The sequence below is a fragment of the Actinoplanes sp. NPDC051513 genome (assembly GCF_044454685.1).
Taxonomy (GTDB): Bacteria; Actinomycetota; Actinomycetes; order Mycobacteriales; family Micromonosporaceae; genus Actinoplanes.
Window position 1 is genome coordinate 882,545 of record NZ_JBITDW010000002.1, and the last position, 25,301, is coordinate 907,845.

Annotated in this window: 23 protein-coding genes; 13 read left to right on the top strand and 10 right to left on the bottom strand. The window is 71.4% G+C overall.

What is annotated here, in order from left to right; genetic code table 11:
* Positions 1 to 30 precede the first annotated feature (30 nt).
* Positions 31 to 777 (top strand): YcnI family protein, encoded by a 747-nt coding sequence (locus ACIA5D_RS09405; protein WP_396029379.1) that lies wholly within the window; start codon positions 31 to 33, stop codon positions 775 to 777.
* Positions 778 to 796: 19 nt separating this feature from the next.
* Here ACIA5D_RS09405 and ACIA5D_RS09410 read toward each other — a convergent pair whose 3' ends face one another.
* The 6 genes from ACIA5D_RS09410 to ACIA5D_RS09435 form a co-directional block, all read right to left on the bottom strand.
* Positions 797 to 1,978, bottom strand: a complete 1,182-nt coding sequence (locus ACIA5D_RS09410; RefSeq protein ID WP_396029380.1) for a hypothetical protein — start codon at positions 1,976 to 1,978, stop codon at positions 797 to 799.
* A gap of 122 nt (positions 1,979 to 2,100) precedes the next feature.
* Entirely contained in the window at positions 2,101 to 2,661 is a 561-nt protein-coding gene (locus ACIA5D_RS09415) for a hypothetical protein (protein ID WP_396029381.1), read from the bottom strand.
* Between the two features lie 65 nt (positions 2,662 to 2,726).
* Entirely contained in the window at positions 2,727 to 4,292 is a 1,566-nt protein-coding gene (locus tag ACIA5D_RS09420) for a family 43 glycosylhydrolase (protein ID WP_396029507.1), read from the bottom strand.
* 187 nt (positions 4,293 to 4,479) lie between these two features.
* Positions 4,480 to 5,460, bottom strand: coding sequence for a polysaccharide deacetylase family protein (locus ACIA5D_RS09425; RefSeq protein ID WP_396029382.1), 981 nt, complete (start codon positions 5,458 to 5,460; stop codon positions 4,480 to 4,482).
* A gap of 5 nt (positions 5,461 to 5,465) precedes the next feature.
* A complete protein-coding gene (locus tag ACIA5D_RS09430; RefSeq protein ID WP_396029383.1) occupies positions 5,466 to 5,621 on the bottom strand; it encodes a hypothetical protein in 156 nt (51 codons plus the stop codon).
* Positions 5,622 to 6,089: 468 nt separating this feature from the next.
* Positions 6,090 to 6,359: a DUF2277 domain-containing protein gene (locus ACIA5D_RS09435; RefSeq protein WP_396029384.1), complete on the bottom strand. Its 270-nt coding sequence runs from the start codon at positions 6,357 to 6,359 to the stop codon at positions 6,090 to 6,092.
* A 97-nt stretch (positions 6,360 to 6,456) separates the two neighbouring features.
* Between ACIA5D_RS09435 and ACIA5D_RS09440 the strand changes: the two genes are divergently transcribed.
* The 3 genes from ACIA5D_RS09440 to ACIA5D_RS09450 all read left to right on the top strand — a co-directional run bounded on the left by ACIA5D_RS09440 (position 6,457) and on the right by ACIA5D_RS09450 (position 8,342).
* The gene (locus tag ACIA5D_RS09440) at positions 6,457 to 7,230 is read left to right on the top strand and encodes an isocitrate lyase/phosphoenolpyruvate mutase family protein (protein WP_396029385.1); all 774 of its coding nucleotides are present in this window, start codon (positions 6,457 to 6,459) and stop codon (positions 7,228 to 7,230) included.
* A 152-nt stretch (positions 7,231 to 7,382) separates the two neighbouring features.
* The gene (locus ACIA5D_RS09445) at positions 7,383 to 7,949 is read left to right on the top strand and encodes a TetR/AcrR family transcriptional regulator (RefSeq protein WP_396029386.1); all 567 of its coding nucleotides are present in this window, start codon (positions 7,383 to 7,385) and stop codon (positions 7,947 to 7,949) included.
* 6 nt (positions 7,950 to 7,955) lie between these two features.
* Positions 7,956 to 8,342 (top strand): DUF1992 domain-containing protein, encoded by a 387-nt coding sequence (locus tag ACIA5D_RS09450; RefSeq protein WP_396029387.1) that lies wholly within the window; start codon positions 7,956 to 7,958, stop codon positions 8,340 to 8,342.
* Position 8,343: 1 nt separating this feature from the next.
* Here ACIA5D_RS09450 and ACIA5D_RS09455 read toward each other — a convergent pair whose 3' ends face one another.
* Together ACIA5D_RS09455 and ACIA5D_RS09460 are read right to left on the bottom strand one after the other, a co-directional pair.
* A complete protein-coding gene (locus ACIA5D_RS09455) occupies positions 8,344 to 9,939 on the bottom strand; it encodes a DUF6114 domain-containing protein (protein WP_396029388.1) in 1,596 nt (531 codons plus the stop codon).
* An 88-nt stretch (positions 9,940 to 10,027) separates the two neighbouring features.
* On the bottom strand, positions 10,028 to 10,654 hold the full coding sequence (locus ACIA5D_RS09460; RefSeq protein WP_396029389.1) for a DUF6230 family protein: 627 nt from the start codon (positions 10,652 to 10,654) through the stop codon (positions 10,028 to 10,030).
* Positions 10,655 to 11,048: 394 nt separating this feature from the next.
* On the opposite strand from ACIA5D_RS09460, the gene ACIA5D_RS09465 reads away from it, so the two are divergent.
* Together ACIA5D_RS09465 and ACIA5D_RS09470 are read left to right on the top strand one after the other, a co-directional pair.
* Positions 11,049 to 13,136, top strand: a complete 2,088-nt coding sequence (locus ACIA5D_RS09465) for a transglycosylase domain-containing protein (protein ID WP_396029390.1) — start codon at positions 11,049 to 11,051, stop codon at positions 13,134 to 13,136.
* A gap of 86 nt (positions 13,137 to 13,222) precedes the next feature.
* Positions 13,223 to 15,142 carry an ATP-binding protein gene (locus tag ACIA5D_RS09470; RefSeq protein WP_396029391.1) on the top strand — a complete coding sequence of 640 codons (1,920 nt, stop codon included), beginning with the start codon at positions 13,223 to 13,225 and terminating at the stop codon, positions 15,140 to 15,142.
* Positions 15,143 to 15,305: 163 nt separating this feature from the next.
* Here ACIA5D_RS09470 and ACIA5D_RS09475 read toward each other — a convergent pair whose 3' ends face one another.
* The gene (locus ACIA5D_RS09475; RefSeq protein WP_396029392.1) at positions 15,306 to 15,836 is read right to left on the bottom strand and encodes a hypothetical protein; all 531 of its coding nucleotides are present in this window, start codon (positions 15,834 to 15,836) and stop codon (positions 15,306 to 15,308) included.
* A 35-nt stretch (positions 15,837 to 15,871) separates the two neighbouring features.
* Here ACIA5D_RS09475 and ACIA5D_RS09480 point away from each other — a divergent pair, with 35 nt between their 5' ends.
* The 3 genes from ACIA5D_RS09480 to ACIA5D_RS09490 all read left to right on the top strand — a co-directional run bounded on the left by ACIA5D_RS09480 (position 15,872) and on the right by ACIA5D_RS09490 (position 17,903).
* On the top strand, positions 15,872 to 16,249 hold the full coding sequence (locus tag ACIA5D_RS09480) for a VOC family protein (protein WP_396029393.1): 378 nt from the start codon (positions 15,872 to 15,874) through the stop codon (positions 16,247 to 16,249).
* Between the two features lie 417 nt (positions 16,250 to 16,666).
* Complete coding sequence (locus ACIA5D_RS09485; protein WP_396029394.1) at positions 16,667 to 17,227, top strand: TetR/AcrR family transcriptional regulator; 561 nt, start codon at positions 16,667 to 16,669, stop codon at positions 17,225 to 17,227.
* 4 nt (positions 17,228 to 17,231) lie between these two features.
* The gene (locus ACIA5D_RS09490) at positions 17,232 to 17,903 is read left to right on the top strand and encodes a lysophospholipid acyltransferase family protein (RefSeq protein WP_396029395.1); all 672 of its coding nucleotides are present in this window, start codon (positions 17,232 to 17,234) and stop codon (positions 17,901 to 17,903) included.
* A gap of 179 nt (positions 17,904 to 18,082) precedes the next feature.
* Here the strand turns inward: ACIA5D_RS09490 and ACIA5D_RS09495 are convergent, their stop codons facing one another.
* On the bottom strand, positions 18,083 to 19,039 hold the full coding sequence (locus ACIA5D_RS09495; RefSeq protein WP_396029396.1) for a DUF4037 domain-containing protein: 957 nt from the start codon (positions 19,037 to 19,039) through the stop codon (positions 18,083 to 18,085).
* Between the two features lie 134 nt (positions 19,040 to 19,173).
* Between ACIA5D_RS09495 and ACIA5D_RS09500 the strand changes: the two genes are divergently transcribed.
* The 4 genes from ACIA5D_RS09500 to ACIA5D_RS09515 are packed head-to-tail and all read left to right on the top strand — an operon-like array spanning position 19,174 to position 25,277.
* Positions 19,174 to 20,391 (top strand): SGNH/GDSL hydrolase family protein, encoded by a 1,218-nt coding sequence (locus tag ACIA5D_RS09500; RefSeq protein ID WP_396029397.1) that lies wholly within the window; start codon positions 19,174 to 19,176, stop codon positions 20,389 to 20,391.
* Positions 20,392 to 20,450: 59 nt separating this feature from the next.
* The gene (locus ACIA5D_RS09505) at positions 20,451 to 21,890 is read left to right on the top strand and encodes a hypothetical protein (RefSeq protein ID WP_396029398.1); all 1,440 of its coding nucleotides are present in this window, start codon (positions 20,451 to 20,453) and stop codon (positions 21,888 to 21,890) included.
* 25 nt (positions 21,891 to 21,915) lie between these two features.
* Positions 21,916 to 22,698 carry an FAD binding domain-containing protein gene (locus tag ACIA5D_RS09510; protein WP_396029399.1) on the top strand — a complete coding sequence of 261 codons (783 nt, stop codon included), beginning with the start codon at positions 21,916 to 21,918 and terminating at the stop codon, positions 22,696 to 22,698.
* Positions 22,695 to 25,277, top strand: a complete 2,583-nt coding sequence (locus ACIA5D_RS09515; protein ID WP_396029400.1) for a molybdopterin-dependent oxidoreductase — start codon at positions 22,695 to 22,697, stop codon at positions 25,275 to 25,277. Before ACIA5D_RS09510 ends, ACIA5D_RS09515 begins: the two co-directional genes overlap by 4 nt.
* Positions 25,278 to 25,301: the final 24 nt, after the last annotated feature.

Sequence of the window (25,301 nt, forward strand, 5' to 3'; positions counted from 1 at the left end):
TTTCTCCGTGCCCGCGCCGACCAACCGGGCGTGCGAACACTCATCAAGCGATCCGTCCTCGTGGCCGCCTTCGCCGGTGGCCTGACCCTCGCGCTGGCCGCCCCCGCGTCCGCGCACGTCACCGTCAACCCGAACACCGCCACCCCCGGCGGCTACACCAAGGTGACTTTCCGTGTCCCCACCGAAAGCGACACCGCGAGCACGACCAAGATCGAGGTGAATCTTCCCGCCGACAAGCCGGTCGCCTCGGTCTCGGTCAAGCCCGTCCCGGGCTGGACCGCGGTCGCCGTGAGATCCAAGCTCGCCACCCCGATCAAGGCACACGACACGGAGATCACCGAGGCCGTCTCGAAGATCACCTGGACCGCCGACGCGAACTCCGCGATCAAGCCCGGCCAGTTCCAGGAGTTCGACGTCTCGCTCGGCCCGCTGCCCGATTCCGGCCAGATGGTGTTCAAGGCGCTGCAGACGTACTCGGACGGCGCGATCGTCCGCTGGATCGACGAGCCCACGACCGACGGCACCGAGCCCGAGCACCCGGCTCCCGTGCTCAAGCTCGCCGCCGCGACCGCTCCGGCCGCCGCTGCCGTTGCGACCCCGGCCGACAGCACCGACGATTCGTCGAGCGGCACCGACGCGTACGGCATCGCGGGTCTGGTCGCCGGCCTGATCGCCCTGGTGCTGGCCCTGCTCGCGTTCCAGCGGGCCGGCCGCAAGCCCGGGGCCGCCTCGCCTGCGGCGTCGGAGAAGGAGAAAGTTTCCACCGGCAAGGCGTGATTTGACGCTCGTGGTGGGCTCAGCATTTCACGTCGACGTCCGTGTACGAGACCAGGTCGGGCAGCACCTCTTCGGAGAACCCCCTGTCGCGGCCGGCGGCGAGCTTTCCCGCGGCGGCCGCCTCCACGACCACCATCCGCAGCAGGCAGGCCTGAACCACCTCGCCGCCCTTGTAGGGGACGGACGAGCAACCCCAGCGCTGCCCGTCCGATGTGCAGGGGCCCTGCGGGTAGAACGCCGCGCCGTTGCCCGCCTGGGTCAGGGCCCAGATCTCGCGGTCGCCGACCGCGCTCACGATGGTCCCCTCGGCGGCGGCGAGGTGCTCCATCCGATCGCCGGACAGCGGGAACGTGACCTTGAGACTCGGCGGCGGCTCGGCCGGCCCGGAGGGGCCGGCCGTCGTGGGCGGCGGGGGAGGCGGCGCCGTGGGCCCGGTGGTCACGACCGGCGTCGTGGGCGGCGGGGTGGCCACGGCGGTCGAATGGCCCGGCAGAGCCGGGTCGCCCGGCGTCGCCGCCCCGCCGGTGTTCGTCGCCGCGATCGGGTGGTCCTTTGTCGGCGTGCCGTTCATGGGATACGGCGCGACCGTGAGGAGGCCGCCTCCCGGGGCCGTGTTCACCGCGCGCGGTGTCGGCGGCCTGGCCGGGGAAACCGCGGGCGACGGCGTGGGGCGTTTCCCGGGCAGCGTCGCCGGCTTCGGCGGCCTGTCCTCCCCGCGCAGCCCCTCGAGGACCGCGGCGCCGGCGAGCGCGAGCACGATGATCGCGCCGACCATCGCCGCGCCTTTCCGGGTGGCGCTGTACCGGCGGATCGTTAGGCTGATGAACAGGGCGATCGTCCCGCCGCCGGCGAACGAGAGCAGCAGCCGCCCGTCGACCTGGGCGAGCGAGTACAGGTCGGCGATCGAGCCGACGATGGCGACCGCGAAGGTGATCGCCGTGATCACCTCGAGGGCGGCTCTCGAATGGGCGGCCGGCCCGGACCGGCCGCTGCCTGGCGCTTCCTCCGCCTCCGGCTCGGCGTCCCGCTGTGTCCCCGCCGGCCCGGCCCGGACGTCCGCTGTGTTCCCTGCGGGCCGGGCGTCGCGTTGTGCTTCCGCCGGGCCGGGCCCGGTGTCCCGTTGCCCGTCCTCCGGATCCGGCGGGTCGTCCCGTTGCGCCTGCTCCGCCTCGGGCCGGCTGTCCCGTTGCGCTTGCACCATGGCGTTCGCTGCCTCCTCGCGGCACCCCGGGAGGCGCGCGGCCCCCGGCAGGCTCACCGTCATCCGGGGCGGGAGTCACGCATCGACGATCGGCCGCCGAATCACCCCGGCGGGTGACAAGATCAGGCCGGCGGCGGGGTCTGCGCGGGCACTTTCCCGTTCGGGGAAGCGGCGGAAAGGCGCGCGGGCGGGAAAATCGAGTGCGACATGCGTACGATGTCGGCGCCTTGAATTTCCGCGACGAGATGCTCGAATGCGTTGTAAAAGGCAAGCTCGTCGCCGCGATAAATGCGCTCGTTGCGCACGAAAGGCTCGACCGACGCCCACGTCCGGGGCGCCCGGTAATGCACCGGCAGGATGGCGAGCCGCTTGTCGACGATGTCGAGCCCGACCAGGTAGGCGACCTTCTGGTAGAAGGTGAGAATCGATTCGGCCTCGTCGCGCAGGGCCCGGGGGAGCTCGTTGAAACGCAGGCTGGGGTCCTGTTTCGGCAGCTCGGCCCAGAGGTGTTCCTCGGTGCGCAGGAAATCGGGCGAGCGCATGATCCAGAGAAAGTCGACGGCCGGCAGTTGATGCGCCTGCTTGGCCAGCCGGAGCTGCCGGAGCGCGAAAGTCGACGACATGGTCAGCGCCAGCAGCGACGCCATCACCGCGGCGATGTTGAGCGAGATCGGCACCGTCATGACCGCATGGTGTCAGCCGGCCGCTACCCTGCGTCGCCGGGGCGGCCTAGCCGTGCCGGCCCGGCTCACGGGGTCGCCAGGTGGGCCGGCAGCGCGTGGCCGTCCCGGTTGACGAGCCGGCCGGTCTCGATGCGCCAGGGGCCGCCGTCGAGGGGGCGGCCGGTCCTGGCGCTGACCACCCGGTAGTAGCCGTCGCCCACGTGCTGGAAGCGCCACAGGCCGGCGAGCGCGTGGGTGCGGCTCGCGTCGGCGATCAGCACGTCGCCGACCGGCTGGAGGCGGAACTGCTGGCACGCCGAGCCGTTCGCGGTCACCGTTTGGATCGGGTCGCCGGTGCATCCGGCCGGCTGCAGGACGCGGCCGTTGAGCTTGCTGCGGATCCCCGACCAGCCGTCACCGGCCGGGTCGATGGCGAACTGCTGGCAGTCGTTGTGCAGCCAGCCCCACTGCGCCACCCGCGCCCCGTCCGCGTCGACGCACGCCGCGACCTCGGCGACCTTGTTGCTGAAACGGTTGCTCAGGCTCACGTACCCGGGGTCCCGCTCGTCGAGCCGCCACTGCGCGCACGCGTCACCCGGCGCCGGGGCGAGCGTGATGTCGGCGCCCTCGTAGCCGCAGGACGGATTCGAGATCACCCGCCCGTCGGCCCGGTTGACCAGCGTCATGTAGGCCGGCCCGTGCCCGACCGCCCGGCTGCCGGTCAACGGGTCGCCCAGCGCCGGCCAGCCGTCCACCCAGCGCAGCGGCCGCACGGAAAGCTTCGGCGCGCCGTTGTCGTACAGGTCGTAGTAGTGGTGGAAGTAGAAGTTTCCGAAGATGTCGCCGCCACCGGGGCCGCGGAATTCGTTGTAGCCACGCAGGATTTCGCTTCCGCCACCGGAAAGCATCGGCGTCCCGGCACGGTCCACGTAGGGCCCGGTGACGCTGGTGGCGCGCCCGACCACGACCCGGTAGTCGCTCTCCACCCCACGACAGCAGTAGTCGAGGCTGGCGAAGAGGTAGAAGAACGTTCCATGCCGCACGATCGACGCGCCCTCGATCGAGGCGCCGCCGCGCGACGCGAGCGAGAACAGCGAAGGATCCCCGGCCAGCCCCGTCCGCGCGTCGAGGCGCCGCATCTTGATGCCGTCCCAGAACGAGCCGAACGCCATCCACGGCTGTCCGTTGTCGACGATCACCTCGGGGTCGATCGCATTGAAGTTGTCGCCGGCCCCCGACCGCAGCACCAGCCCGCGATCCACCCAGCGGTAGTCCGGGCTGGCCGGGTCGAGCGTCTTGTTGGTGGCCAGCCCGATCACCGAGTTGTTCGTCCCGAACGACGAGGCGGCGTAGTACAGCCGAAACTCGCCGTGGAAATAGGAGATGTCCGGAGCCCAGAAGTCGCCGGGGGCGATTCCCAGCTCGTCGACGACCCATCCGGGCGGCGTGCTGAACACCGGCCCGAGAAACTCCCAGTGCACCAGGTCGGTCGACCGACGCATCGGCAGATAGGTCCGCGTCCCGATGTCTCCGGTGATGAAGCTGTAGTAGTAGCGGCCCTGCCGGATCACCGTCGGATCGTGCGCGATCGGATCGTCGGCCACCCGCCCGGCCGGTTTCGTGCCGTGCGCGAAAGCCTGCCCCGGCATCATCGCCACGGATCCCACGATCAAGAGCAAGATTGCGTACGCCCGGCAGACAGCTCTCCGCATGCGCTGATCGTCGTCAATGTTTCGCGGGAAAGCCAGACATTCGGCGGGCAGCTTTCGCAGACGACCAGAAACTCGACGCGAAACGCGGCGGCCCCGTGGACCGCCGCGCCCGCTCCTGCAAAGGGGATCAGGTCGCGCTGCAGGAGACCGTCGGCCACGTCCAGGAGCCGTTGGTCTGGATCGTGACGCCCCAGTTGTTGCCGCTACCGTTCGGTTTCGCCACCATCACCTGCGAGCTCGGGTAGCTGGCCGTGATGTTCCAGGTGGCGATGATCTTCTCGGGGGAGGGGACGTTCATCGTCACGGTCCACGTGCTGGAGCCGGTGACCGCGACGTTCAGGTTGTAGCGGTCGCTCCACGCGGAGCCGGCCGACAGCGACGCGGTGCAGCTACCTCCGCCGCCCCCGCCTCCGCCGCCCCCTCCGCCGCCGCTGCCGTCCGGGGCCACGGCCCGGCCGGTCGACGGCGAGATCATCCCGGGGCACAGGCCGCGGCTCGCCAGGCCCTGCGCGATGCGCGGGATTGCGGCGAGGGTGTTCGCCGGCCACTCGTGCATGAGGATGATCTGCCCGTTGGTCAGCCGGGCGTTGGCCGCGACGATCGCGTCGACGCCGGCGTTGTTCCAGTCCTGCGAGTCGACGTCCCAGATGATCTGGGTGAGGCCGTACTTCGCCTCCACCGACTGCAGGGTCCCGTTGGTCTCGCCGTAGGGCGGCCGGAACAGCTTGGGCGTCCCGCCGCCGGCATTGGCGATGGCCGTCTGCGTACGCGAGATCTCCGAATCGATCTGCGCCTGGCTCTGCTGCACGAGGTGGGGATGGGTGTAGCTGTGGTTGCCCACCCACATACCCGCGCTGACCTGGGCCCGTACCTGCGCCGGGTAGGCCGCCGCGTACTGGCCCTCGTTGAACATCGTGGCCCGCAGCCCGTTGGCGCGCAGGGCGTTGAGGATCGCGGGGGTGTGGTCGTTGGACGGCCCGTCGTCGAAAGTCAGCCCGACGTACCCGTTGCAGGTGGCGGCCTGCGCGGGGGTCGCGAGGGCGGCGAGCGTGCCCGCCATGGTGAGCGCGGCGACGGCCAGTCCGGTGAGAAGGGAACGCTTTTTCATGGTCATCAACTCGCGTCGCAGCCGTTGTCGGTGCCGGTCCGGTGGGACGTGATCGCCGCGCCGGGGACACCCGGCAGCAAGAGCGTGGCCGTGACCTGCGGGACGGCGCCGACCAGCAGCCGGATCGCGCCGCGTCCGCGGCATCTCGGGGGAGCGTCCATAACACGCCTCTTTCTCGTGACGGCCGGCCGAGGACGGGCCGGCGGGACGGTCGTGCTTTCGCGCGTTTCGGGCCGGCTCGCGAAAACGCGCCGGCCGGGGACGGGCAGCCTGCATCGAGCCGGCTGGTGGAGGCCGGCTTGAGCGCAGGGTGATTCAGGCCGTCGCGAAGGACGGCGACCTCGCGTGAGCTCCGGGTCCGGGGGACGACCCGCATCGACGACTATCGAATTCCGTCGATGGCGTCAGTATTGGCCCGCGCGCGTTGCCGTGTCAACAACTTCCGGAAATTTCTCGGAAGTGCCAGGGCCGCGCGCCGAGGGGATATCTCCAGGTCAGATGCCATAGCATCGGAACACAAGTTGTTTTCGGGAGCGGGTTTCCGCTGGCTGACGTCCGGCAATAAACGATGGGTGACCGAAACTCTCGGAAAATGTCCACACCAGACCGCGGCCGGGCGGCCGGAAAGGTCAGGAGGCGTAGCGCCGTTCGGCCCTCGCCCGGGCCTTGGCCGCCTCGACCTCGCGGTTCTTCGGCGGGGCCGTGGTCACGAGGGCGCCCAGCAGGTCGGCGGTCGCCGCGGCGACAGCCGCCACCGCCTGGTCGAAGGCCTCCTGGTTCGCCTGGGACGGGCGGGTGACGCCGGCGACCTTCCGCACATACTGCAGGGCGGCGGCCTGGATCTCGTCCGCTGTCGTCGGCGGCTCGAAGTTGTGCAGTTGGTGGATGTTGCGGCACATCGCGTCGGTCCTCCTCGCTGGGCTTCGGCCCAACCTACGCCGGGGGTGCGACAAAATTTCGGCCGCCGGCGAAACCCCGCGCGCCTACGGTGATGCCATGCCCGACTTTCGCGCGCTGCACCGCCCCGGGGACCCGCTGCTGCTCCCCAACGCCTGGGATGTCGCCTCGGCGCTGGCCCTCGCGCACGCCGGTTTCGCGGCGATCGGCACGACCAGCCTGGGCGTGGCGGCCGCGCACGGGCTCCCCGACGGGCAGGCCAAGGGCAAAGAGCAAACCCTTTCTTTCGTACGGGCTCTGCACGGTCGCCTCCGCGTCCCGCTGACAGTCGATCTCGAGGGCGGTTTCGGCGGAACCCCGGACGAGGTCGCCGAGCTGGCCGCCACCCTCCACGCCGCCGGCGCGGCCGGCATCAACCTCGAGGACGCCCGCCCCGGCGGCACGCTCGCCGGCCCGGCCGAGCAGGCTGCCATCGTCGCCGCCGTCAAGGAAAGGTGCCCCGACCTCTTCGTCAACGCCCGTACTGACACCTTCTGGAGCGGCACGAAAGACCTCGACGAAACTCGCGCGCGCGTCGCCACCTACCTCGACGCCGGGGCCGACGGCATCTTCGTTCCCGCGATCGAGAAGGACGACGACATCCGCGCGCTGGTCGCCACGAAAGCGAAAGCCCCGCTCAACGTCCTGCTCCTGCCCGGCATGACCGTCGGCCACCTCGCCGGCCTGGGCGTGGCCCGGATCAGCACCGGATCCCTTCTCTTCCGCGCCGCTCTTTCCGCCGCGGTCGCGACCGTCCGCGAGGTCGCCGCGGGCGCGCCGGCCCGCGCGGCCGCGACGTCCTACGCCGAGGCGAATGCCCTCTCCGCCGATTGAGCGGCGGCGCCCCGGGTGAATGGCGGCGCCGGAATGGGTGACGGCGCCGGATGTGTCGCAAATCCGGACGACTCGTGGCGCCGGATGAGTCGTAGAGTCGGCGGAGGGGAGGGACATGTCCGTTCATCACCGCCGCGAGAGCTGAGCTCGCCATGGTGGAGGCAGGGCACAAGCCGCGCCGCGCGCCCACCGAGCGGGAGATCCTCGACGCCGCGCTGGGCCTGCTCGACACGGGCGGCCGCCCCGCGGCCTCGATCCGCCGCATCGCCGCCGCGGTCGGTGTCGCGCCCACCACGGTCTACACCTTCTTCCCGGACCGGACCGCTGTCGAGTGCGCCCTGATCGAGCGGCTGCTCGGCGCCGTGCGGATCGGGGGAGGGGGCAGCTGGCGCGAGGCGGTCGAGGCGATCGCGCTCGACCTGCGTCAACGGCTCGTCGCGCACCCCGGTGTCGTCCCGCTGCTGCTCAGCGGCCCTCTCGACGGCCCGCACGCGCAGCGCATCGCCGACTGCCTGCTCGAACTGCTCGGGGCGAGCGGCCTCGATCCGCGGTCGGCGGCGCGGGCCTCGTACGCGCTCATGGTGTTTGTCCTCGGCGCGATAGCGCTGGAAACTTTCGACGCACCGCGCGCCATGATCGGCCGGGCCGGCCCGGATCGATACCTCTGGGGGCTGCGGCGGATGCTCGATGGGGTCGAGGCCGAAGCGAAACTACACTGAGAAAGCATGGTGCACTGGTACGAGTCGGCGATCGACCGGCAGCTGCGCGAGGCCAGGGAGCGCGGCGAGTTCGACAACCTCGAGGGAACCGGCAAGCCGCTGCGCGGCCACGGCCGGGAGTACGAGGAGGACTGGTGGGTCAAGGACTGGCTTCAGCGTGAGGGCGCGACCTCGGGCGTGATCCCGCCGACCCTCGCCCTGCGCCGCGACGTCGACGATCTCGAGGCGAAGGTCGACCGGCTCCGCACCGAGCGCGAGGTGCGCGACCACGTGGCCGAGCTCAACGAGCGCATCCGCAAGGCGAACGTGGGCCTCATGGACGGGCCGCCGGTGGTGCTCCCGCCGCGCGACGCCGACCAGGTGGTCGCGGCGTGGCGGGAGCGAAAGGCCTGAATCAGCCCTGCACCTTCAGCGGGTTGCCGGTGAGTGTGTCGCAGCGGACGAACGACAGCTGGATCTTCGCGTTGGTGAACCAGAGGATCGGCAGGGTCAGCGGCGGCGGCGACTCGGGGGTGAACACCACGGGAATCACGCCGAACAGCTTTCCCTCGAACCGGGAGGTGTAGAACTTCACGGTCCCGGTGGTGGTGAGCTCCTTGCTGGTGATCTTCGTCTGGCTGCCGTTGACCTCGTCGATGGTCAGGCTGAACGGCTTGTTCACGGCCTTGTCCATGCTGAACTTGAGCGCCTTGTAGCTGCCGCCGCCGTCCGTCGGCATGTCGACCACGCCGTCGTAGGTCGAGTCGTACATGGTGAGCGAGTCGACCTCCATGAGGCCGGGCTTCTTCGCCACGACGGGGATGTCGTCGGCGCCGGCGACCTTGCCGTAGACCCGGGCGCCGAGGCAGGGGATCTCGTCGTCGGTGGCGCTGGGCTCCGCGGCCGCCGCCTTCGACCCGGCGGTGGTCTTGGTGGGCTCGGCGGATCCGGCTCCGGTCGTCGGCCCGGCCGCCGGCTCGGTGGTCTTGGTGGGCTCGGCGGCCGGCTCGGTGGTGGCGGGTCCCGACGACGCCGGCGACACGCTCGGAGACGTCGACTCATCGTCGCCGATGCCGAGCAGGTTGCTGACGCCGTCGACGAAGCCCTCGATGCCGTCGGTGATCGCGTTGCCGCCGTCGTCGGTCGCGGCCGTCGTCGGGGTGGCCGTCGTCGCCTCCGCTGTGGTCGGCTTCGCCTCCGCGGTGGTCTTCTCCGCGGCGGGGCTGGTCGTCTTCCCGGACGCGGCTGCGGTCGTGGTGGCGTCGGTGGTCGGCGCCTTGGCCGCCTCCGACGACGCGGCCGGGCGCGACGGCAGCCCCTCCGGGCACTCCGCCGCGCTGGCCTGCAAGTTGGCGCCGGCCACGATGGTCGCGACGACCGCGACCGGCACCAGCGCCAGGGCCATCACCTTGCGGTTGCGCGCCGGCCCAAGGCCGGCCCGGCGAGCGGGCGGCGCCGCGAAGGAGGCCGGGCGCACCTGCTGCTGCTCACCCGGCCGATCGTCGTGCCCGGCGATCTCGATCTGCTGCGTCTCGTCCACGTCGCGGTCCGGTCGCTGGCCGAAGATGTCGTCGCCGACGTCGGTGGGCCCGTCCTCGCGGTGGTCGCTCGGCTCGTCGGTGGGCGGTCCGGCGATGTCCTTGCCGGGGCGGTTGCGGGGCGGCCCCCAGGCGACGACCAGCGCGCCGCCGAGAATGCCGAGCAGCATGCCGATGAAGAAGCCGCCGAGGTTGAGCCCGATGAACGAGTAGAGCGCGGCCAGCAGCGCGACGATCCCGTAGAAGAGGCGCTGTGCCGGGGTGAACCAGCTGAGCAGCCCACAAACAACGATGATCACTGGCAGCAGGTAGGAGAGGAAGCCCTGTGGTCCGATGTGGACCTCCATGCCGCCGAGCGACATGTTCGCGCTGAGGAAAAGTTCGACCGCCGACAGGATCAGGAGCAGGCCGCCCCAGAACGGCCTGTGCCGCCGCCACCGGCGGAACTTGCCCCAGAAGTTGTCGGTCGCCACGTGGTCCTCCGCAGGAAGCATTGTCAGAGAGAAAGATGGAACATGAACGGGGCTCGCGGGACAAGCCCCGCGAGCCCCAAGCGTCAAATCAGAAGCACTGCGTGCCGTCGCCGACGTGCAGCTTGAGGCTCATGCCGGTCAGCTTGAACGTCGACGCCGAGGTGGAGTACGCGATCTGGTGCAGGTTCTCGATGGTGACGTGCTTGGCCTGCTGGCCGAAGCCGCCGACGTCACCGCGCGGCACCGGGTCGGCCCGGTTCAGCGTCGAGGCGTCCTGGCCGATCGCGATGTCGGTGAAGGTCGCGTCGCCGCTGAGCTCGGACATGCCGATCAGCAGGTCGTCGGCGTGGACCGGGCGGTCCGGGTCCTTGCCGGCCTCGATGCGGAGGACCACCGGCCCGACCGCGACGGTCTGGCAGAGGTTGTAGATGTCCGCGCTCTTGATGCCGGATTTCGCGGCGACGAGGTACTTCGCCCCGGTCTGCTTCTGGACGGTCTCGGTCGGCAGTTGCCCGCTGTACTGGGTGAAGCCCTCGCCCTCCAGCCGGTCGGCGGACAGCTTGAACTGAGTGCCGGAAACAGAGAAGTTGGCGGCGACGGCGCCCGAGGCGACTCCGGCCACCAGGACGCCAGCGGCGACGGTGGGCAGACCCACCGCCACGGCGAAGCGCCGCCAGTCGGTGCGCCCCTCCGTCGCGTCTTGCGAATCCTTCACGGATCCTCCTATGGAAGTCAGACGGCTCTCGCAGGCTCCACCGCCATGGGCTCGCATCGACGGGCGACCCTGTCGATCAACCGCCAGCAGAGAGGTCCGTCGATGCCGTCGTTTAACGTGCGGGAAATGTTGCCGCCCCTGCTCAGCGGTTACAAGTGCCAGGGCTACCAGTCAGTAACCCAGCTCACCGGATCGTGATCACACACAGTGACATTCGTCATTCGATCTGCGGGATTTCCCGGCCTAATCTGGTCAGAACCGCGCTCGATGTCCGGTGTGATGGTCACCACGTGTATGTAGAGGCCGGAAGGTTACGGATCAGTAACGAAACCCAGCAAGAACTCAGACTCCGGTGCTACCGACTAGAGGTCTGGCCAATGAAGGGATCTTGGGGATGACACCGGAGACAACCGGACGACGGCGCGGGGGCGCGCTGGCCCGGCTGAGCGGGGTCCTGATACTGATCGGCGCCCTCGTGGCGGCGGCGGCAATACCGGCCGGGGCGGTCCTGCTCTCCGCCGCGCACTGGTCCGGCCAGCAGCGCGCCGAGCTTCCCGAACAGTTGCTCAACCCGCCCACGGCCCAGGTCACCCGCGTCTACGCGAACGACGGCAAGACGCTGATCACCACGTTCTACGACGAGGACCGGCACGACGTCGCGCTCGGCCAGATCGCCACCGTCATGCAGCAGGCGATCGTGGCCGCCGAGGACGTGCGCTACTACCAGCACGGCGGGGTCGACCTGAAGGGCGCCGTGCGCGCGCTGGTCACCGACGCGCGCAGCGGCGGGGCGGCGCAGGGCGCCTCCACGCTGACCATGCAGGTGGTGCGCAACGTCCTCAAGGACGATCCGACGCTGACCGCCACCGAGCGGGCCGAGGCGACCGCGGACACCCCCGAGCGCAAGCTCAAGGAGATCCAGTACGCGATCGAGCTCGAGCAGCGCCTCTCGAAGCAGCAGATCCTGCAGAACTACCTGAACATCGTGTACTTCGGCGACGGCGCCTACGGTGTCGAGGCGGCCTCCCGGCGCATCTTCGGGGTCACGCCGTCGCGCCTCGACCTCGCGCAGGCCGCCATGATCGCCGGCATCGTGCAGTCACCCGACGCCGACAACCCGGCCAGCGGCGACAAGTCCAAGGCCAAGGCCCGGCAGCTGTACGTGTTGGGAGCGATGCAAAAAGCCGGGATGATCACGGCCGCGCAGCAGAAGGCCGCCGCCGCCGAGAAGCTGACGTTCTCCGGCAAGTCGCAGCCCAACGGTTGCGTGGACGCCTCCGGAAAGTCCGACGGCTGGGGCTTCTTCTGCGACTACGTGCGCACCTGGTTCGACGCGCAGGCGCAGTTCGGCAAGACCGTCGCCGAGCGCGACACCGCCCTGCGCCGCGGCGGCTACACGATCGTCACCACGCTCGACCCGGACGTGCAGAAGGCCGCCGCCGAGCAGTCCCGCGCCGTCTACGGCCTCAACAGCAAGAAAGTCCTGCCGATCGCCGTCGTGCAGCCCGGCACCGGCAAGGTCCTGGCGCTGGCGGTCAACCGGCACTACAGCACCGCGAAAGGCACCTCGAACACGGTGAACCCGCTGGTCAGCGGGGGCCCCAACCTGCATGGCTACCCGTCCGGCTCGACCTTCAAGATGTTCACGATGCTCGCCGCGCTCGAGGCCGGCATGCCGCTGAACACCGGCTTCGACTCGCCGGCCAAGCTGCCGACCGAATGGCCCGACAGCGGCCCCGACAGCTGCAACGGCATGTACTGCCCGGGCAACAGCAACCCCGGCTGGATGGACGGCTACCGCACCATGTGGAACGCGTTCGGCCGCTCGGTGAACACGTACTTCGTGCACCTCGAGGAGCAGGTCGGCCCGGCCGCCGCGGTCGCCGAGGCCAAGAAGCTGGGCATCAGCTTCAGCTCCCCGTCCGACGCGAAACTGGCCGCGAACCCGGACGGCTGGGGCTCGTTCACCCTCGGCGTCATCGACACCACGCCGCTCGAGCTGGCCTCGGCGTACGCGACCGTGGCGAGCGAGGGCACCTACTGCACCCCGCTGCCGGTCCAGTCGATCACCGGCTCGGACGGGGAGAAGGTCCCGGTCTCGTCGAGCTGCAAACAGGTCCTCGACCCCGAGGTCGCCCGCGCGGCCACCGACGCGGCCCGCTGCCCGGTCGGCCAGCAGAGCACCTACGGCAAGTGTGACGGCGGCACCGCCACCCAGGTCGACTCGATCATGGGCGGGCGGCCGGTGGCCGGCAAGACCGGCAGCACCGAGGACAACCGCACCGAGACGTTCGTCGGCTTCACCCGCACGGCGGTCGCGGCCGGCATCGCGGCCGACCCGGTGAACCCGTCCGACCATGTCGGCAGCGCGGTCGAGGCGCAGGTGGTGACGGCCGTCGGCCGTACGCTGAGATCTGCCGCCGGCGATGGCGACTACCTCGATTTCACCCCGCCCGCCGCATTGATCGCCCTGGGTAACTGAGCTCTCAGCTCGGGGTGGTCATCTGCCGAAATGAGCGGAGTGACCACCTTCGAGCGGGCGCGCCCGGCCGCCCTGCACGGGTACCGATGAACCTCAAGCGCCGCGTCGCCGCCGGTTTCGGCGTCCTGTGCGTCCTGTTCCTCGCCCTCGTGGTGCTTCAGCTCGTCGTCGGCGACCGGGTCCAGGCGCGGCACGAGGAGCGGCTCGGCCGGATCGAGCGCCTGATCGACGAGAACCGGCAGTTCCTGCAGTCCATGACCGACGCCGAGACCGGGGTGCGCGGGTTCCAGCTCACCGGCAAACGGGCATACCTCATGCCGTACGACTCCGGGCGGGCCGGCGCGTTCGTCGCGCTCAACCGGCTCGACGCCGCCGACACCGACGTCGACAGGAAACTCGACGGGCTGGTGTCGGCGGAGCGCGCGGCGGCCGATCGGTGGCTTTACGCGTACGCGATCCCGATCGTCAACGCCGGAGTCGCGGACGCCGACGCCGAGCGGGCCGCCCGCGGCAAGGTCATCTTCGACCAGCTGCGCGCCGCCAACCGCGCGGTGTCGGCCGAGCTGGACGCCGGGCGCGCCGCCGTGGTGGCCGCCGACCGCCGCGACCTGCGCCGGCTCCACCTGCTGTTCGGCCTGCTCGCCGTCCTCGTTATCGGCACCGGCCTGAGCCTGGCGTGGCTGCACGAGCGCCACCTGGTCCGCCCGCTCGAGCACATCCGGCACACGCTACGCCGGCTCGCCGACGGCGAGCGCTCGGCCCGTGCCCGCGCCGCCGGCCCGCCCGAGATGCGCGCCGTGATCGGCACCCTCAACGACCTGGCCGCCGAGACCGAACGGCTGATCACCGCCGAGCAGGCACGCGCCGCCACCGGTGAGCTACGCCAGCGCGTCGCGGCCGAGCTGCGCAGCGAGCGCGACCCCGCCGAGACCGGACACCGCGTCGCCCGCATCCTCGCCGAGTCGCTCGGCGGCGACGCCGCCTACGGCAAGATCACCGTCGGCCACGGCGCCGGCCTCACCGTGAGCTGGCCCCCGGACGCGCCCCCGCTCGATCCCGCCCTGGTCCGCGACGTTCGTGCCGGCGGGCCGTACGTGGTCCGCGAGCTGGCCGAGGGCCTGGCGGTTGCCCTCAGCGGCGACGACGACTGCGCACCCGGCCTGCTGCTGATCACCCGGGCCGGCCCGTGGAGCGAAACCGAGCGCGACCTTCTCGAGAACCTCGGCCGGGAGATCGACCACACCGTGCGCCAGGCCCGCCTGCGCCTGCGCCAGTCCCGCCTGATCAGCGAGCTGCGCGTGCTCGACGAGCAGAAGGACGTCTTCGTCTCCACCGTCACGCACGAGCTGCGCACCCCGCTGACCAGCATCCTCGGCTACACCGAGATGCTCACCGACGGCGAGTCCGGCGACCTGTCGCCGGCGCAACAACGCGGACTTTCGGCAATTCTGCGAAATGCCCACCGCCTGCAGGCCACCGTCGCCGACCTGCTGCTGCTCGACCGCGGCAACGAGCACATCGGCACGGACCCCGAGCCGGTCGACCTGGCGACGATGCTCACCGGCGTCCACGACGACGCCGCGCCGTCGGCCCGCGCGAAAAATGTCGCCGGCCTGCTGGAGGCCGCCCCGGTGTGGGTACGCGGCGACCCCGTACAGCTGGAGCGCGCCCTGCGCAAGCTGGTCGACAACGCCATCAAGTTCACCCCCGCCGGCGGCCGCTTCGAGCTGCGCCTCTCGTCCGACGGAGCGAACGCGGTGATCACGGTCACCGACACCGGCATGGGCATCCCCGCCGACGACCTGCCCGGTCTGTTCACCCCGTTCCACCGGGCCGCCAACGCGATGGACCAGGCCGTGCAGGGCCCCGGCCTCGGCCTGGCCATCGTCCGCAACATCGTCCTCGACCACGGCGGCACCGTGTCGGCACGTTCCGAGCTCGGCAACGGCTCGACGTTCACCGTCACACTGCCGGCGCTGATCCCCGCCCACGCGTCGTCGGTCTAGCCTTCAAAAGCCTGTTCCGGCTCCCGCTCCTGCGCCAGCTCCCGCTCCTGCGCCAGCTCCCGCTCCTGCGCCAGCTCCCGCTCCTGCGCCAGCTCCCGCGCCAGCTCCCGCTCCGGCTCCTGCGCCGGCTCCGGTGGCGATGGCGAACGCGCGTGGGCGGCGGTCAGCGCTGCAGCGGGCTGGGCATCGGCTCCGGGCTCAGGCCGCGGCTCAGCGCGTCGGCGATCTCGTCGCGCCGGCGGAGGGCGGCCCGCCAGCCGACGACCTGCTCAGTGATGCGGGGATTGCCGGCAGCGGTGGCCTCCACCGTCCACGGGCGACGGAGAAGCACGCGGGCGACCACCGAGGCCGCTAGCAGAAGCAGAACGATCAGGACGTCGAGCACCAGCAGCAGAAGGGGAAGCAGAACCCACCAGAAGAGCGCCGCCGCCAGCACGAAAGCGATGAAGATGACGACGATCGCCGCGATCTCGTCGCCAAGGCTGAATCCGCCGCCCCCACCTCCGCCGCCCCCGCCGGACGTGGAGACGTCGCCACCGACCTGGAGGGCGCCATCGACCACGTCGCCCGAGTTGCCGCTGCGCTTCGAGCGCCAGCCGCCGAACCGCCGCGCGAGGGCCCGCCAGCGCGGCGCCCACACAACGCGTACCCGCCACGCGGCGCCCGAGGGAGCCGTCACGCCGACTGTTCGCATGCCGACAAGATAACTGTCGACGACAATCGGTAGTCATGTCCATCGGCCGTCTTCACCACGTCATCTTCGACTGCCCCGAGCCCCTCGCCATGGCCACCTTCTACAGCCAGCTGCTCGGCGCGCCCATCACCTACACCGACGACGACTTCGCCGTCGTCTCGGTCGACAACCGCACCTCGGGGCTGGCCTTCCAGCGCTCCCGCGACCAGCGGCCGCCGACCTGGCCCGACCCCGCGATCCCGCAGCAGATCCACCTCGACGTCATGGTCGATGACCAGGCCGTGGCCCACGAGCGCGTCCTGGCCCTCGGCGCCACGCCGCTACCGGGCGGCGACCACGTCTACGCCGACCCCGCCGGCCACCCGTTCTGCCTCATCCCACGTCCGCACTGGGCGCCACCGGTCAACGGGTAGCCGAGCCGGCCGGCCGCCCGCGGGTGACCGGCCGCGGGTGACCGGCGCGGGTGACCGGCCGCGCGTCGCCGCGCACGCCTCACCGCGCACGCCTCACCGCGCACGCCTCACCGCGCACGCATCACCGCGCACGCGTGCCCATCGGCCCGTCCTCACTCGCGCCTGTCCACCCGCAGGCGCCATTTGCTGGTGCCTACTCGCGCCTCGTTATCCGCGTCCTTCCCCCATCCGCGTCCTTCCCGCATCCGCGTCCTTCCCGCATCCGCGTCCTTCCCGCATCCGCGTCCTTCCCGCATCCGCGTCCTTCCCGCATCCGCGTCCTTTCTGCCCGCTCCTGCCGTGCCCTCACCACGCGTCGGCGGGCGATCGCCGGGCAGGGCGTAGACAGTGTCTACTCGGCAGTGGTAGACACTGTCTATGCAGCACGGGGATCTTGAAGGGCGGCTCGTCGCGGCGGGAGTGGAGCTCCTCGCCGAGGCCGGGACCGACGCGCTGTCGCTGCGCGAGATCGCCCGCCGGGCCGGCGTCTCGCACGGCGCGCCACGGCGTTATTTCCCCACCCATCAGGCGCTGCTCGCGGCGATCGCGCGCGAGGGATACCGCAAGCTCGGCGCCGTGGTCGCCGAGACCATCGGCGAAACCGGCGCGGAGCCGCGGGCGGCGCTGCTCGCGCTCGGCCGGCGTTACGTGGATTTCGCGAAAGGCGAGCCCGGAATGTTCGCGCTCATGTTTCGCCACGACCTGCTCCGCGGCAACAACATCGGGCTGCGTGAGGAGAGCACGCCGCTGTTCGGCGTACTCGTGAAGCTGCTGACCCAGGCGCGCCTGCCGCAACCCACCGCCGGCGCCGCGGCCCTGTGGGCCGCCCTGCACGGGATCGCCCAGCTCTGGCACTGGGGAACGCTCCAGGTGGTGACCGGTTTCGACACGCCTGAACCGCTGCTCGTGGCCGCCGTCGACGCTCACCTGAAGGGCTGACGCCATGCTCGCCGCCGCGCTCCGGCCGATCCTGCTGCCGCTCTCCCGGATCGCCTTCCGCCCCGAGGTGCACGGCGCCGCGAACGTGCCGCGCACCGGCCCGGTCATCCTGGCGGCCAACCACCTGTCTTTCGTGGACAGTTTTCTCATCCCGCTGATGACGCCGCGACGCGTGTCTTTCCTGGCCAAGGAAGAATATTTCCGCGCCGGCGGCCCGAAACAATGGGTGACCCGCACGTTCATCACCGGCATCGACGCGATCCCGGTCCCGCGCGGCGGCTACCGGGCGGCGCAGGAGTCCCTCGAGGCCGCGCTGCGGGTGCTCGAGGATGGCGGCGCCTTCGGCATCCACCCGGAGGGCAGCCGCTCGCGCGACGGCCGGCTCTACCGCGGCCGCGCCGGCGTCGCCTGGCTGGCGATCGCCTCGGGCGCGCCCGTCGTCCCGGTCGCGCTGCTCGGTACCGACCGGATTCAGCCCGTGGGCGCACGTTTCCCGAAACTGGGAAAGGTGACGGTGCGGTTCGGCGAGCCGATGCGCTTCGAGCAGCCGCTGGACGGCAGGCAGGGCCCGGCCCGCCGCGCCGCCACCGACGAGATCATGGCCGCCATCGCGAAACTGTCGGGCCAGCGGGTCGCGCCGGAATACAACGAGCTGTCCGGCGGGTCCGGCCCGTAGTCGCGGGCTTCACGTCGATGGAGTTGGGGGCAACGCCCCTTCGCGCACGGGTCGAGCCCTCTCGCTCGTTCCTGCGGCGCCGGGCCGGCCGAGGCCGAGTAGTGGCCTGGTCGTGCGCGGTCGTTCACGCGGTATCGGGCCGGCCGAGGCCGAGTGGTGGACCGGCTGAGCGCGGTCGTTCACGCGGTATCGGGCCGGCCGAGGCCGAGCAGTGGCCCGGCCGTCCGGAAGCGAGCCGCGGCGCCGACGACGTCGGTCGAGTCGATGGCCTGGTCGATCGTGCCGGGCAGCTTGGGGATCTCGTGCCGGCGGCCGACACGGTCGATCACGCCGAGCAGCACCGGATCGGTGATCTCCGCGGCCAGCGCCACCGTGAAGCGGTCCGCGGCCAGCACCCGGATGTCGCGCGTGTAGTACTGGCGCGGCGATGGATCCAGCGCCGGGCACAACCCCAGCCCGTTGGTCGCCTCGGCGAGCGTGCTCCCCGCCGTACAGATCATCTCTTGTCGCTCCCGCCAGCTTTCGGTCGCCATCGCCGTCTTCAGCGGCGCCGTCAGTCGCGCGGCGAGCGAAAGCTCGCCGAAAGCCCGGCCGAGCCATTTCGCGTACGGCGCCCAGCGACGCTCGACGAGGAACGCGAGCCGCATCAATTCCCGCACGAGCCGCCCCGCGAGGACCCGCGACCCGAGGTCGTCCCCGGTGGATCCGGTACGCGCGACGAAAGCCTCCTCCTGCGAAACTTTCAACCACCCGGCCGCCAGCGCGTAGCGCCACACGTCGTCGGGATACCACGCGATCGCCGCCCGGTAGCGCGCCAGTTCGCCGTCCGGGTCGTGGAAGACCGCGCCGCGCGTCAGGCTCGCGAAAATTTGCGTGGGCGTGAGCAGCCAGTCGGCGACCGTGACCCCGTCGCCGGGATCGAAACCCAGCCACGCCGCGAAGAACTCGCCGACAGTTTCGTGGCCCGGCCGGAAAATCTGCACCCGCTCGCCGAAGTCGTGGTCGGGAGACACGTCGTCGTCGTAACCCAGCACCTCTGAGCCCGGCCCGATCAGCGCCGCCGCGTGCCGTACCCCGCGCAAACCCGGCGCCACCGAGGACAGGTAATGCCGCCGGGAGATCTCCACCCCGTTCATGACCCCAGAGGTAGCACGTTCGCACCGAAAGTGCGTCTTCGGTTGCGAAGCCGGGTGAAACGTCAGAGCCCTCACCACCGCGACCGATACGACAGGCCGACTCCCTTCCGCGATCGATTCCGAGCTGAGGTCCCATGAAGAGCTTGGCGAGGCGTCTCACCGCGGCGACGGCCGTACCGCTGATCGTTCTCGGCCTGAGCCCGGCGCCGGCGCAAGCAGCCGGCCCGGCGCAAGCAGCGACGCTGGCGCAAGCAGCCGGCCCGGCGCAAGCAGCGACGCCGGCGCAAGCAGCCGGCCCGGCGCAAGCAGCGACGCCGGCGCAAGCAGCGGGCCTGGCGCAAGCAGCCGGCCCAGCGCAAGAAGCGACGGCGGCGTATGCAGCGACGGCGGCGTATGCAGCGACGGCGGCGTACGCAGCGACGGCGGCGTACGCAGCGACGGCGGCGTACGCTGCGGCGCCGGCGCAAACGGCCGTGGCGGAGCAGGCAGCCGTGGGGGAGCGGCCGGTCCTCGAGAAGAGCGACCCGATCCGGATCATGCCGCTCGGCGACTCGATCACCTGGGGCGTCGGCTCGAACAGCAACGACTCCTACCGCAGCGCCCTGTTCTGGCGGCTCGGCGCGGCCGGCGTGAACGTCGATTTCGTCGGCTCGCAACGCTCCGGCACCGGGCGCGACCGCGACCACGAGGGACACAAGGGCTGGACGATCGCCCAGATCGCCGACCACGTCGACGAGTGGCTCGCCACCTACGAGCCGGACGTGATCCTGCTGCACATCGGCACCAACGACATGATGCGCGGCGGCTGGGACGCGCCCCGCCACCTGGACGAGCTGCTCGACCGGATCGCCGCCGACCGGCCGGGCGCGCAGGTCTTCGTCGCGAAAATCGTCGGCCTCGGCGACTACTCCGACGTCTCTTACCAGAACCGCCGGACTTCCGGCTACAACGAGGCGGTCGCCCGGATCGTCTCCACCAAGGGCCCCGATTTCCACCTCGTCGACCAGAGCGACGTGCGCGGCATCGACATGTGGAACCGGGAGCACCCCAACGACTACGGCTACCAGAAGATGGCGTGGAACTGGTACGTGGCCCTGGAATCGGTGCTCGGCGGCGGCGGCGGCGAGGCGGCGTGGCCCGGCGGCGACGACCCCTACCGGGCGCGTTTCGGGTACCGCTGCATCCAGCGGTCGACGCTCGGCCGCGCCGCGCAGGGCTGCCACACCTGGTACCGGCAGCCGGGCCTGGGCTGGCGGCTGCCGGTGCAGATCAAGCAGCGCTACCGGGTCAAGGTCGAGGGCAAGGTCGTCACCCGGGTGCGCATCGTGACCCGGTGGATAGCGGCAAGCTAGCGGTAGGCAGGAAGGTCATTCCGCCCCGCGGCGCCGGGGTCCTCGCCGACGATGGAGGCATGGGTCGGCTGCTGCGCGTCGAGGGGCTGGTGCCGGTCACCGGGGCGGTGGCCTTCGTGCTGCTCTTCGGCCGTCTCGGCGGCGCCGGCGACCCGTCGCCCGCCGCGCCGTGGGTCGGTCTGGGCGTCCTGCTGGCGCCCGCGATCATGGTGTACGCGCACCGCGGCGCCGCGGCCTGGGCCGGGGTGCTCGCCGCGGTGGTGTGGACGTCCCTCGCTCAGACCGCGTCGGCGGCGCTCGTCTGCTGGGCGTACGCGTTGGTGGTCATCGCCCTCACCCGCCGTGACCGGTCCCAGGTGGCCGCCCTGGTCCCACGCCGGCAGCCACCGGCCCCCGCCGGCCTCCCGCAGGTGGGCGTCCCCGCCGAAGTCGCCGGTTTCGCCCTGATGGTGCTGGCCATGGCCGGTTTCATGGCAGTGCTGCTCCGATACGCGGGGCCGCCGTGGCTGACCGGCGTGATCACCGTCTTCGGGCTCGGTGGCGCTCTGATCGCTCGCGCCGTGACGCACCGTGCCCGGCTGCGGCAGTTGTTCGGCGCCCCGCAACCGATGCACGCGGTGCGGGTCGTCGAGCAGATGGGGTACGTGCACGTGCTCATGCCGCACCCCGGCGGGTTGATCGCGAAAGAGTTCGCCTTCGACGTCGCCGAACCGGCCTGGACCGGCGCGGACGAGCCGGCCACGCGGCCGGGGACGCTCTACGGCGAGCCGCGCCCGGGCGCGTGGTGCGCGGTCGAGGTTCAGGGGCGCATCCACGTGCCGGTCGGCCCGGTCGGCGACGTGATCGAGGTCGCCTACGACGTGGTGCAGGGACTGCCGCGCGAAATCGAGGACGACGAGGAACAGCTGGTCGACCCCGCGGCCCTGCGCCCGGCGGATCGGGAGGTGAGCGCCTTCGAGCCGCGGGAACACCGGATCGCGCCGCCGCGCGCGTGGGCGGCAACTTTCGCGATCGGTTTCGGCGCGGCCCTCGCCGCCGGGGAGCTCGCGGGCATCGCGGGCGTCGGCCCGGCGGTGCTGGCGCCGATCGCAGCCGTGGCGGGGGCTTCCGGGTACGAGTTCGGCTGGCGCGCTCAGCTGCGCCCACGTCTGCGGTGGCACGCGGGCGGCGTCGCCGCGATCGGCTTTCGCGGACCCGACCGGCAACCGTGGGCGACCGACAGCGCGGTGGTGCACGACGACGCGGGGACCGTGCTGCTCACCGCGGGCGAGTCGGTGCTGACCGTGCCGGCGCCGCCGCCCTGGCCCTCACCCGACAGCCAGCGCAGCGCCGACGAGCTGGTGGCCGCCCTGCGCAACGCGCGCAGCCAGTCGTTCGCGATCAGCCCGCTGCCGCCGCCGCCCGAGATCGAGGTACCGCGCCGGCCCCTGGCACTCTACGCCGCGTGGCTGGTCTCCATCGGTCTTACGCTGCTGATACTGCTTCCTTCAAAGATCTGAAACAACGGGCGCGTAACGTACGAACGTGGATCTGAACACCGTCGCCGACGTGATCAGCCCGGCCGGGGTCGGCCACTGGCGGCCGGGCGACGCCTGGCTGGGTGGGGGGACGGCCCTGTTCGCCGAGCCCCGGCCACATCTGACCCGCTTGCTCGACCTGACCGCGGCGGGGTGGCCGGCGCTGACCCTGCGCGAGGACGAGCTGGAGATCGCCGCCACCTGCACGATCGCGGAGCTCGCGGCGACCGGGTACGACGTCGTGGAAAGTTGCTGCCACGCCTTTCTGGCCTCGTTCAAGATCTGGAACGTTGCGACGGTGGGCGGAAATCTGTGCGCGGCGCTGCCGGCCGGGCCGATGATCGCGCTGGGGGCCGCCCTGGACGGCTCGTGCCTGCTGCTGGGCCCGTCCGGGTCGCGGAAAGTCTCGGTGACCGATTTCGTGACCGGCGCGGGCACCACGGTCCTGGCCGAGGGCGAACTGCTCAGGTCCATCCACCTGCCGGCGGCGGCGCTCGCCGCGCGGACGGCGTTCCGCCAGGGCTCCCTGCACACGCACGGCCGGTCGGGGGTGCTGCTGATCGGCCGGGTCACCGCCGGCGACGGGCTGGTCATCACGGTCACGGCGGCGACCAGGCGGCCGTACGTCCTGAGTTTTCCGGTGATGCCGAGCGCCGAGGTCGTGCAGATCGCGCTCACCGAGCGCATCCCCGACGACGCCTATGTCCGCGACGTGCACGGCTCCCCGGCCTGGCGGCGGCACATGACCCGGCTCTACGCCGAGCAGATCCGGCGGGAGCTGTGCCCGTGAGGATCAACGGCGACGACCACGACCGAGCGCCCCGGCCCGGCCAGTGCCTGCGGACCTACCTGCGGGAGGAGGGTTGCTTCGGGGTCAAGAAAGGTTGCGACACCGGCGACTGCGGCGCGTGTACCGTGCACGTCGACGGCGTGCCCGTGCACTCCTGCGTCTATCCCGCCTTTCGCGCCGCCACCCGCAGCGTGACCACGATCGAGGGCCTCGCCGGCGAGCACGGCCTGCATCCGGCGCAGCGCGCTTTCCTCGACGCGCAAGGTTTCCAATGCGGTTTCTGCACGGCCGGCCTGATCATGACCACGGCCGCGCTCACCGACGGCCAGCGCGCCGACCTACCCCGCAGTTTCAAGGGCAACCTCTGCCGATGTACGGGGTACCGCGCGATCGCCGACGCGGTGGCGGGCGTCGTCAACGCGTCCGTGCCACCAGCCGGATCGGCCGTCGGCGCCGGCCTCGGCGCCCCGGCCGGACCGCAGGTCGTCACCGGCGCCGCCCGGTACACCTTCGACCTCGACGTTCCCGGCGTGCTGCACATGAAGGTGTTGCGCTCGCCGTACGCGCACGCCCGGATCGTGGCGATCGCGGTGGAGGCCGCGCTGTCGGTGCCGGGCGTCGAGGCCGTGCTCACCCACGCCGACGCGCCCGACGCGCTGTTCTCCACCGCCCAGCACGAAAACGTCGCGGAGGATCCCGCCGACACGCGCGTGCTCGACGACGTGGTCCGTTTCGTCGGCCAGCGCGTCGCGGCCGTGGTCGCCACCTCGGAGGCCGCGGCCGAGGCCGGCTGCCGGGCGCTGACCGTGGAGTACGAGGTGCTCCCGGCCGTGCTCACGCCCGAGGCCGCGACGAAGCCGGACGCGCCGCTCGTGCACGCCACCGTGCCTGGCAACGTGATCGGCCGGCTCGACGCCTCGATGGGCGACGTCGAGGCGGGTTTCGCGGAGGCGGACGCGGTCTACGAGGAAACTTTCCGGACCACCCGGGTGCAGCACGCCAGCCTCGAGACCCACGGCGCGGTCGGCTGGCTCGACGACGGCGGCCGCCTCGTCATCCGCACCAGCTCGCAGACGCCGTTCCTCACCCGGCGCGCGGTGGCGTCCCTCTACGACCTGCCGCTCGACCGGGTGCGGGTGCTCACCGGACGCGTCGGCGGCGGTTTCGGCGGCAAACAGGAGATGCTCGTCGAGGATCTGGTGGCGCTCGCGGTGCTGCGGCTGCGGCGGCCGGTCAAGCTCGAGTACACCCGCGCCGAGCAGTTCACGTCCGCGACCACCCGGCACCCGTTCACCGTCACGCTCAAGGCCGGCGCCCGGCGCGACGGCACCCTGACCGCGATGCAGCTGCGGGTGGTGGCCGGCACGGGCGCGTACGGAAACCACGGCCCGTCGGTGATGTACCACGGCTGCCACGAGTCCCTGGCCGTGTACCGCTGCCCGAACAAGAGAACCGACGCGTACACGGTCTACACGAACACCGTGCCGGCCGGCGCGTTCCGCGGCTACGGCCTCGGCCAGGTCACCTTCGCGGTGGAGTCGGTGCTCGACGAGCTGGCCCGCGCGCTTTCGCTCGATCCCATAAAGCTGCGCGAGACAAATATCGTACGAGAGGGCGAGCCGCTCCTGGCTCCCGGCGACCACGTCGACGACCTGTCGATCGCCAGCTACGGCCTCGACCAGTGCCTCGACCACGTCCGCACCGCTCGCGATCTTTCCGATGCCGTCCCGGAGGGCTGGCTCGCCGGCGAGGGCATGGCGATCGCGATGATCGCGGCCGGCCCGCCCGGCGGCCACTACGCCGACGCCACCGCCACCCTGCTGCCCGGCGGCCAGTACGAGATCGCCGTCGGAACCGCCGAGTTCGGCAACGGCAGCACCACGGTCCACGCCCAGATCGCCGCCGACGCCCTGCACACCACCCCCGACCGCGTCTGCGTCCGCCAGTCCGACACCGACGTGGTGCGGCACGACACCGGCGCGTTCGCCTCCACGGGCGTCGTCGTGGCCGGCCGCGCCGTCCTCGACGCCGCGACCGCCCTGCGCGAGAAGATCGCCGCCGCCGGCGCCCCCGTCGAGTCGCTGGCCGGCCTGTCGGCGACCGGCCACTTCACCGGCACCCCGCGATCGGTCGCCTTCAACGCCCAGTGGTTCCGGGTGGCCGTCGACCCCGGGACCGGCGAGCTCCGCATCCTCCGCAGCGTCCACAGCGCCGACGCCGGCACCGTGATGAACCCTCTGCAGTGCCGGGGGCAGATCGAGGGCGGCGTGGCCCAGGCCCTGGGTGCGACCTTGGCCGAGCACGTCGACATCGGTCCCTCCGGCGAGGTCACGACGACCAGCTTCCGCCAGTACCACCTGCCCACGTTCGCCGACGTCCCGCCCACCGAGGTCCTGTTCGCCGACACCACCGACGCGATCGGCCCGCTCGGCGCCAAGTCGATGAGCGAGAGTCCGTTCAACCCGGTGGCCCCCGCCCTGGCCAACGCCCTGCGCGACGCGACCGGGGTCCGCTTCACCGATCTGCCCTTCACACGGGACCGCATCTGGGAAGGCTTGCAGCGCTCGGCGCGAAGCTAGGTGACTCGTACGATATGAGGCTTT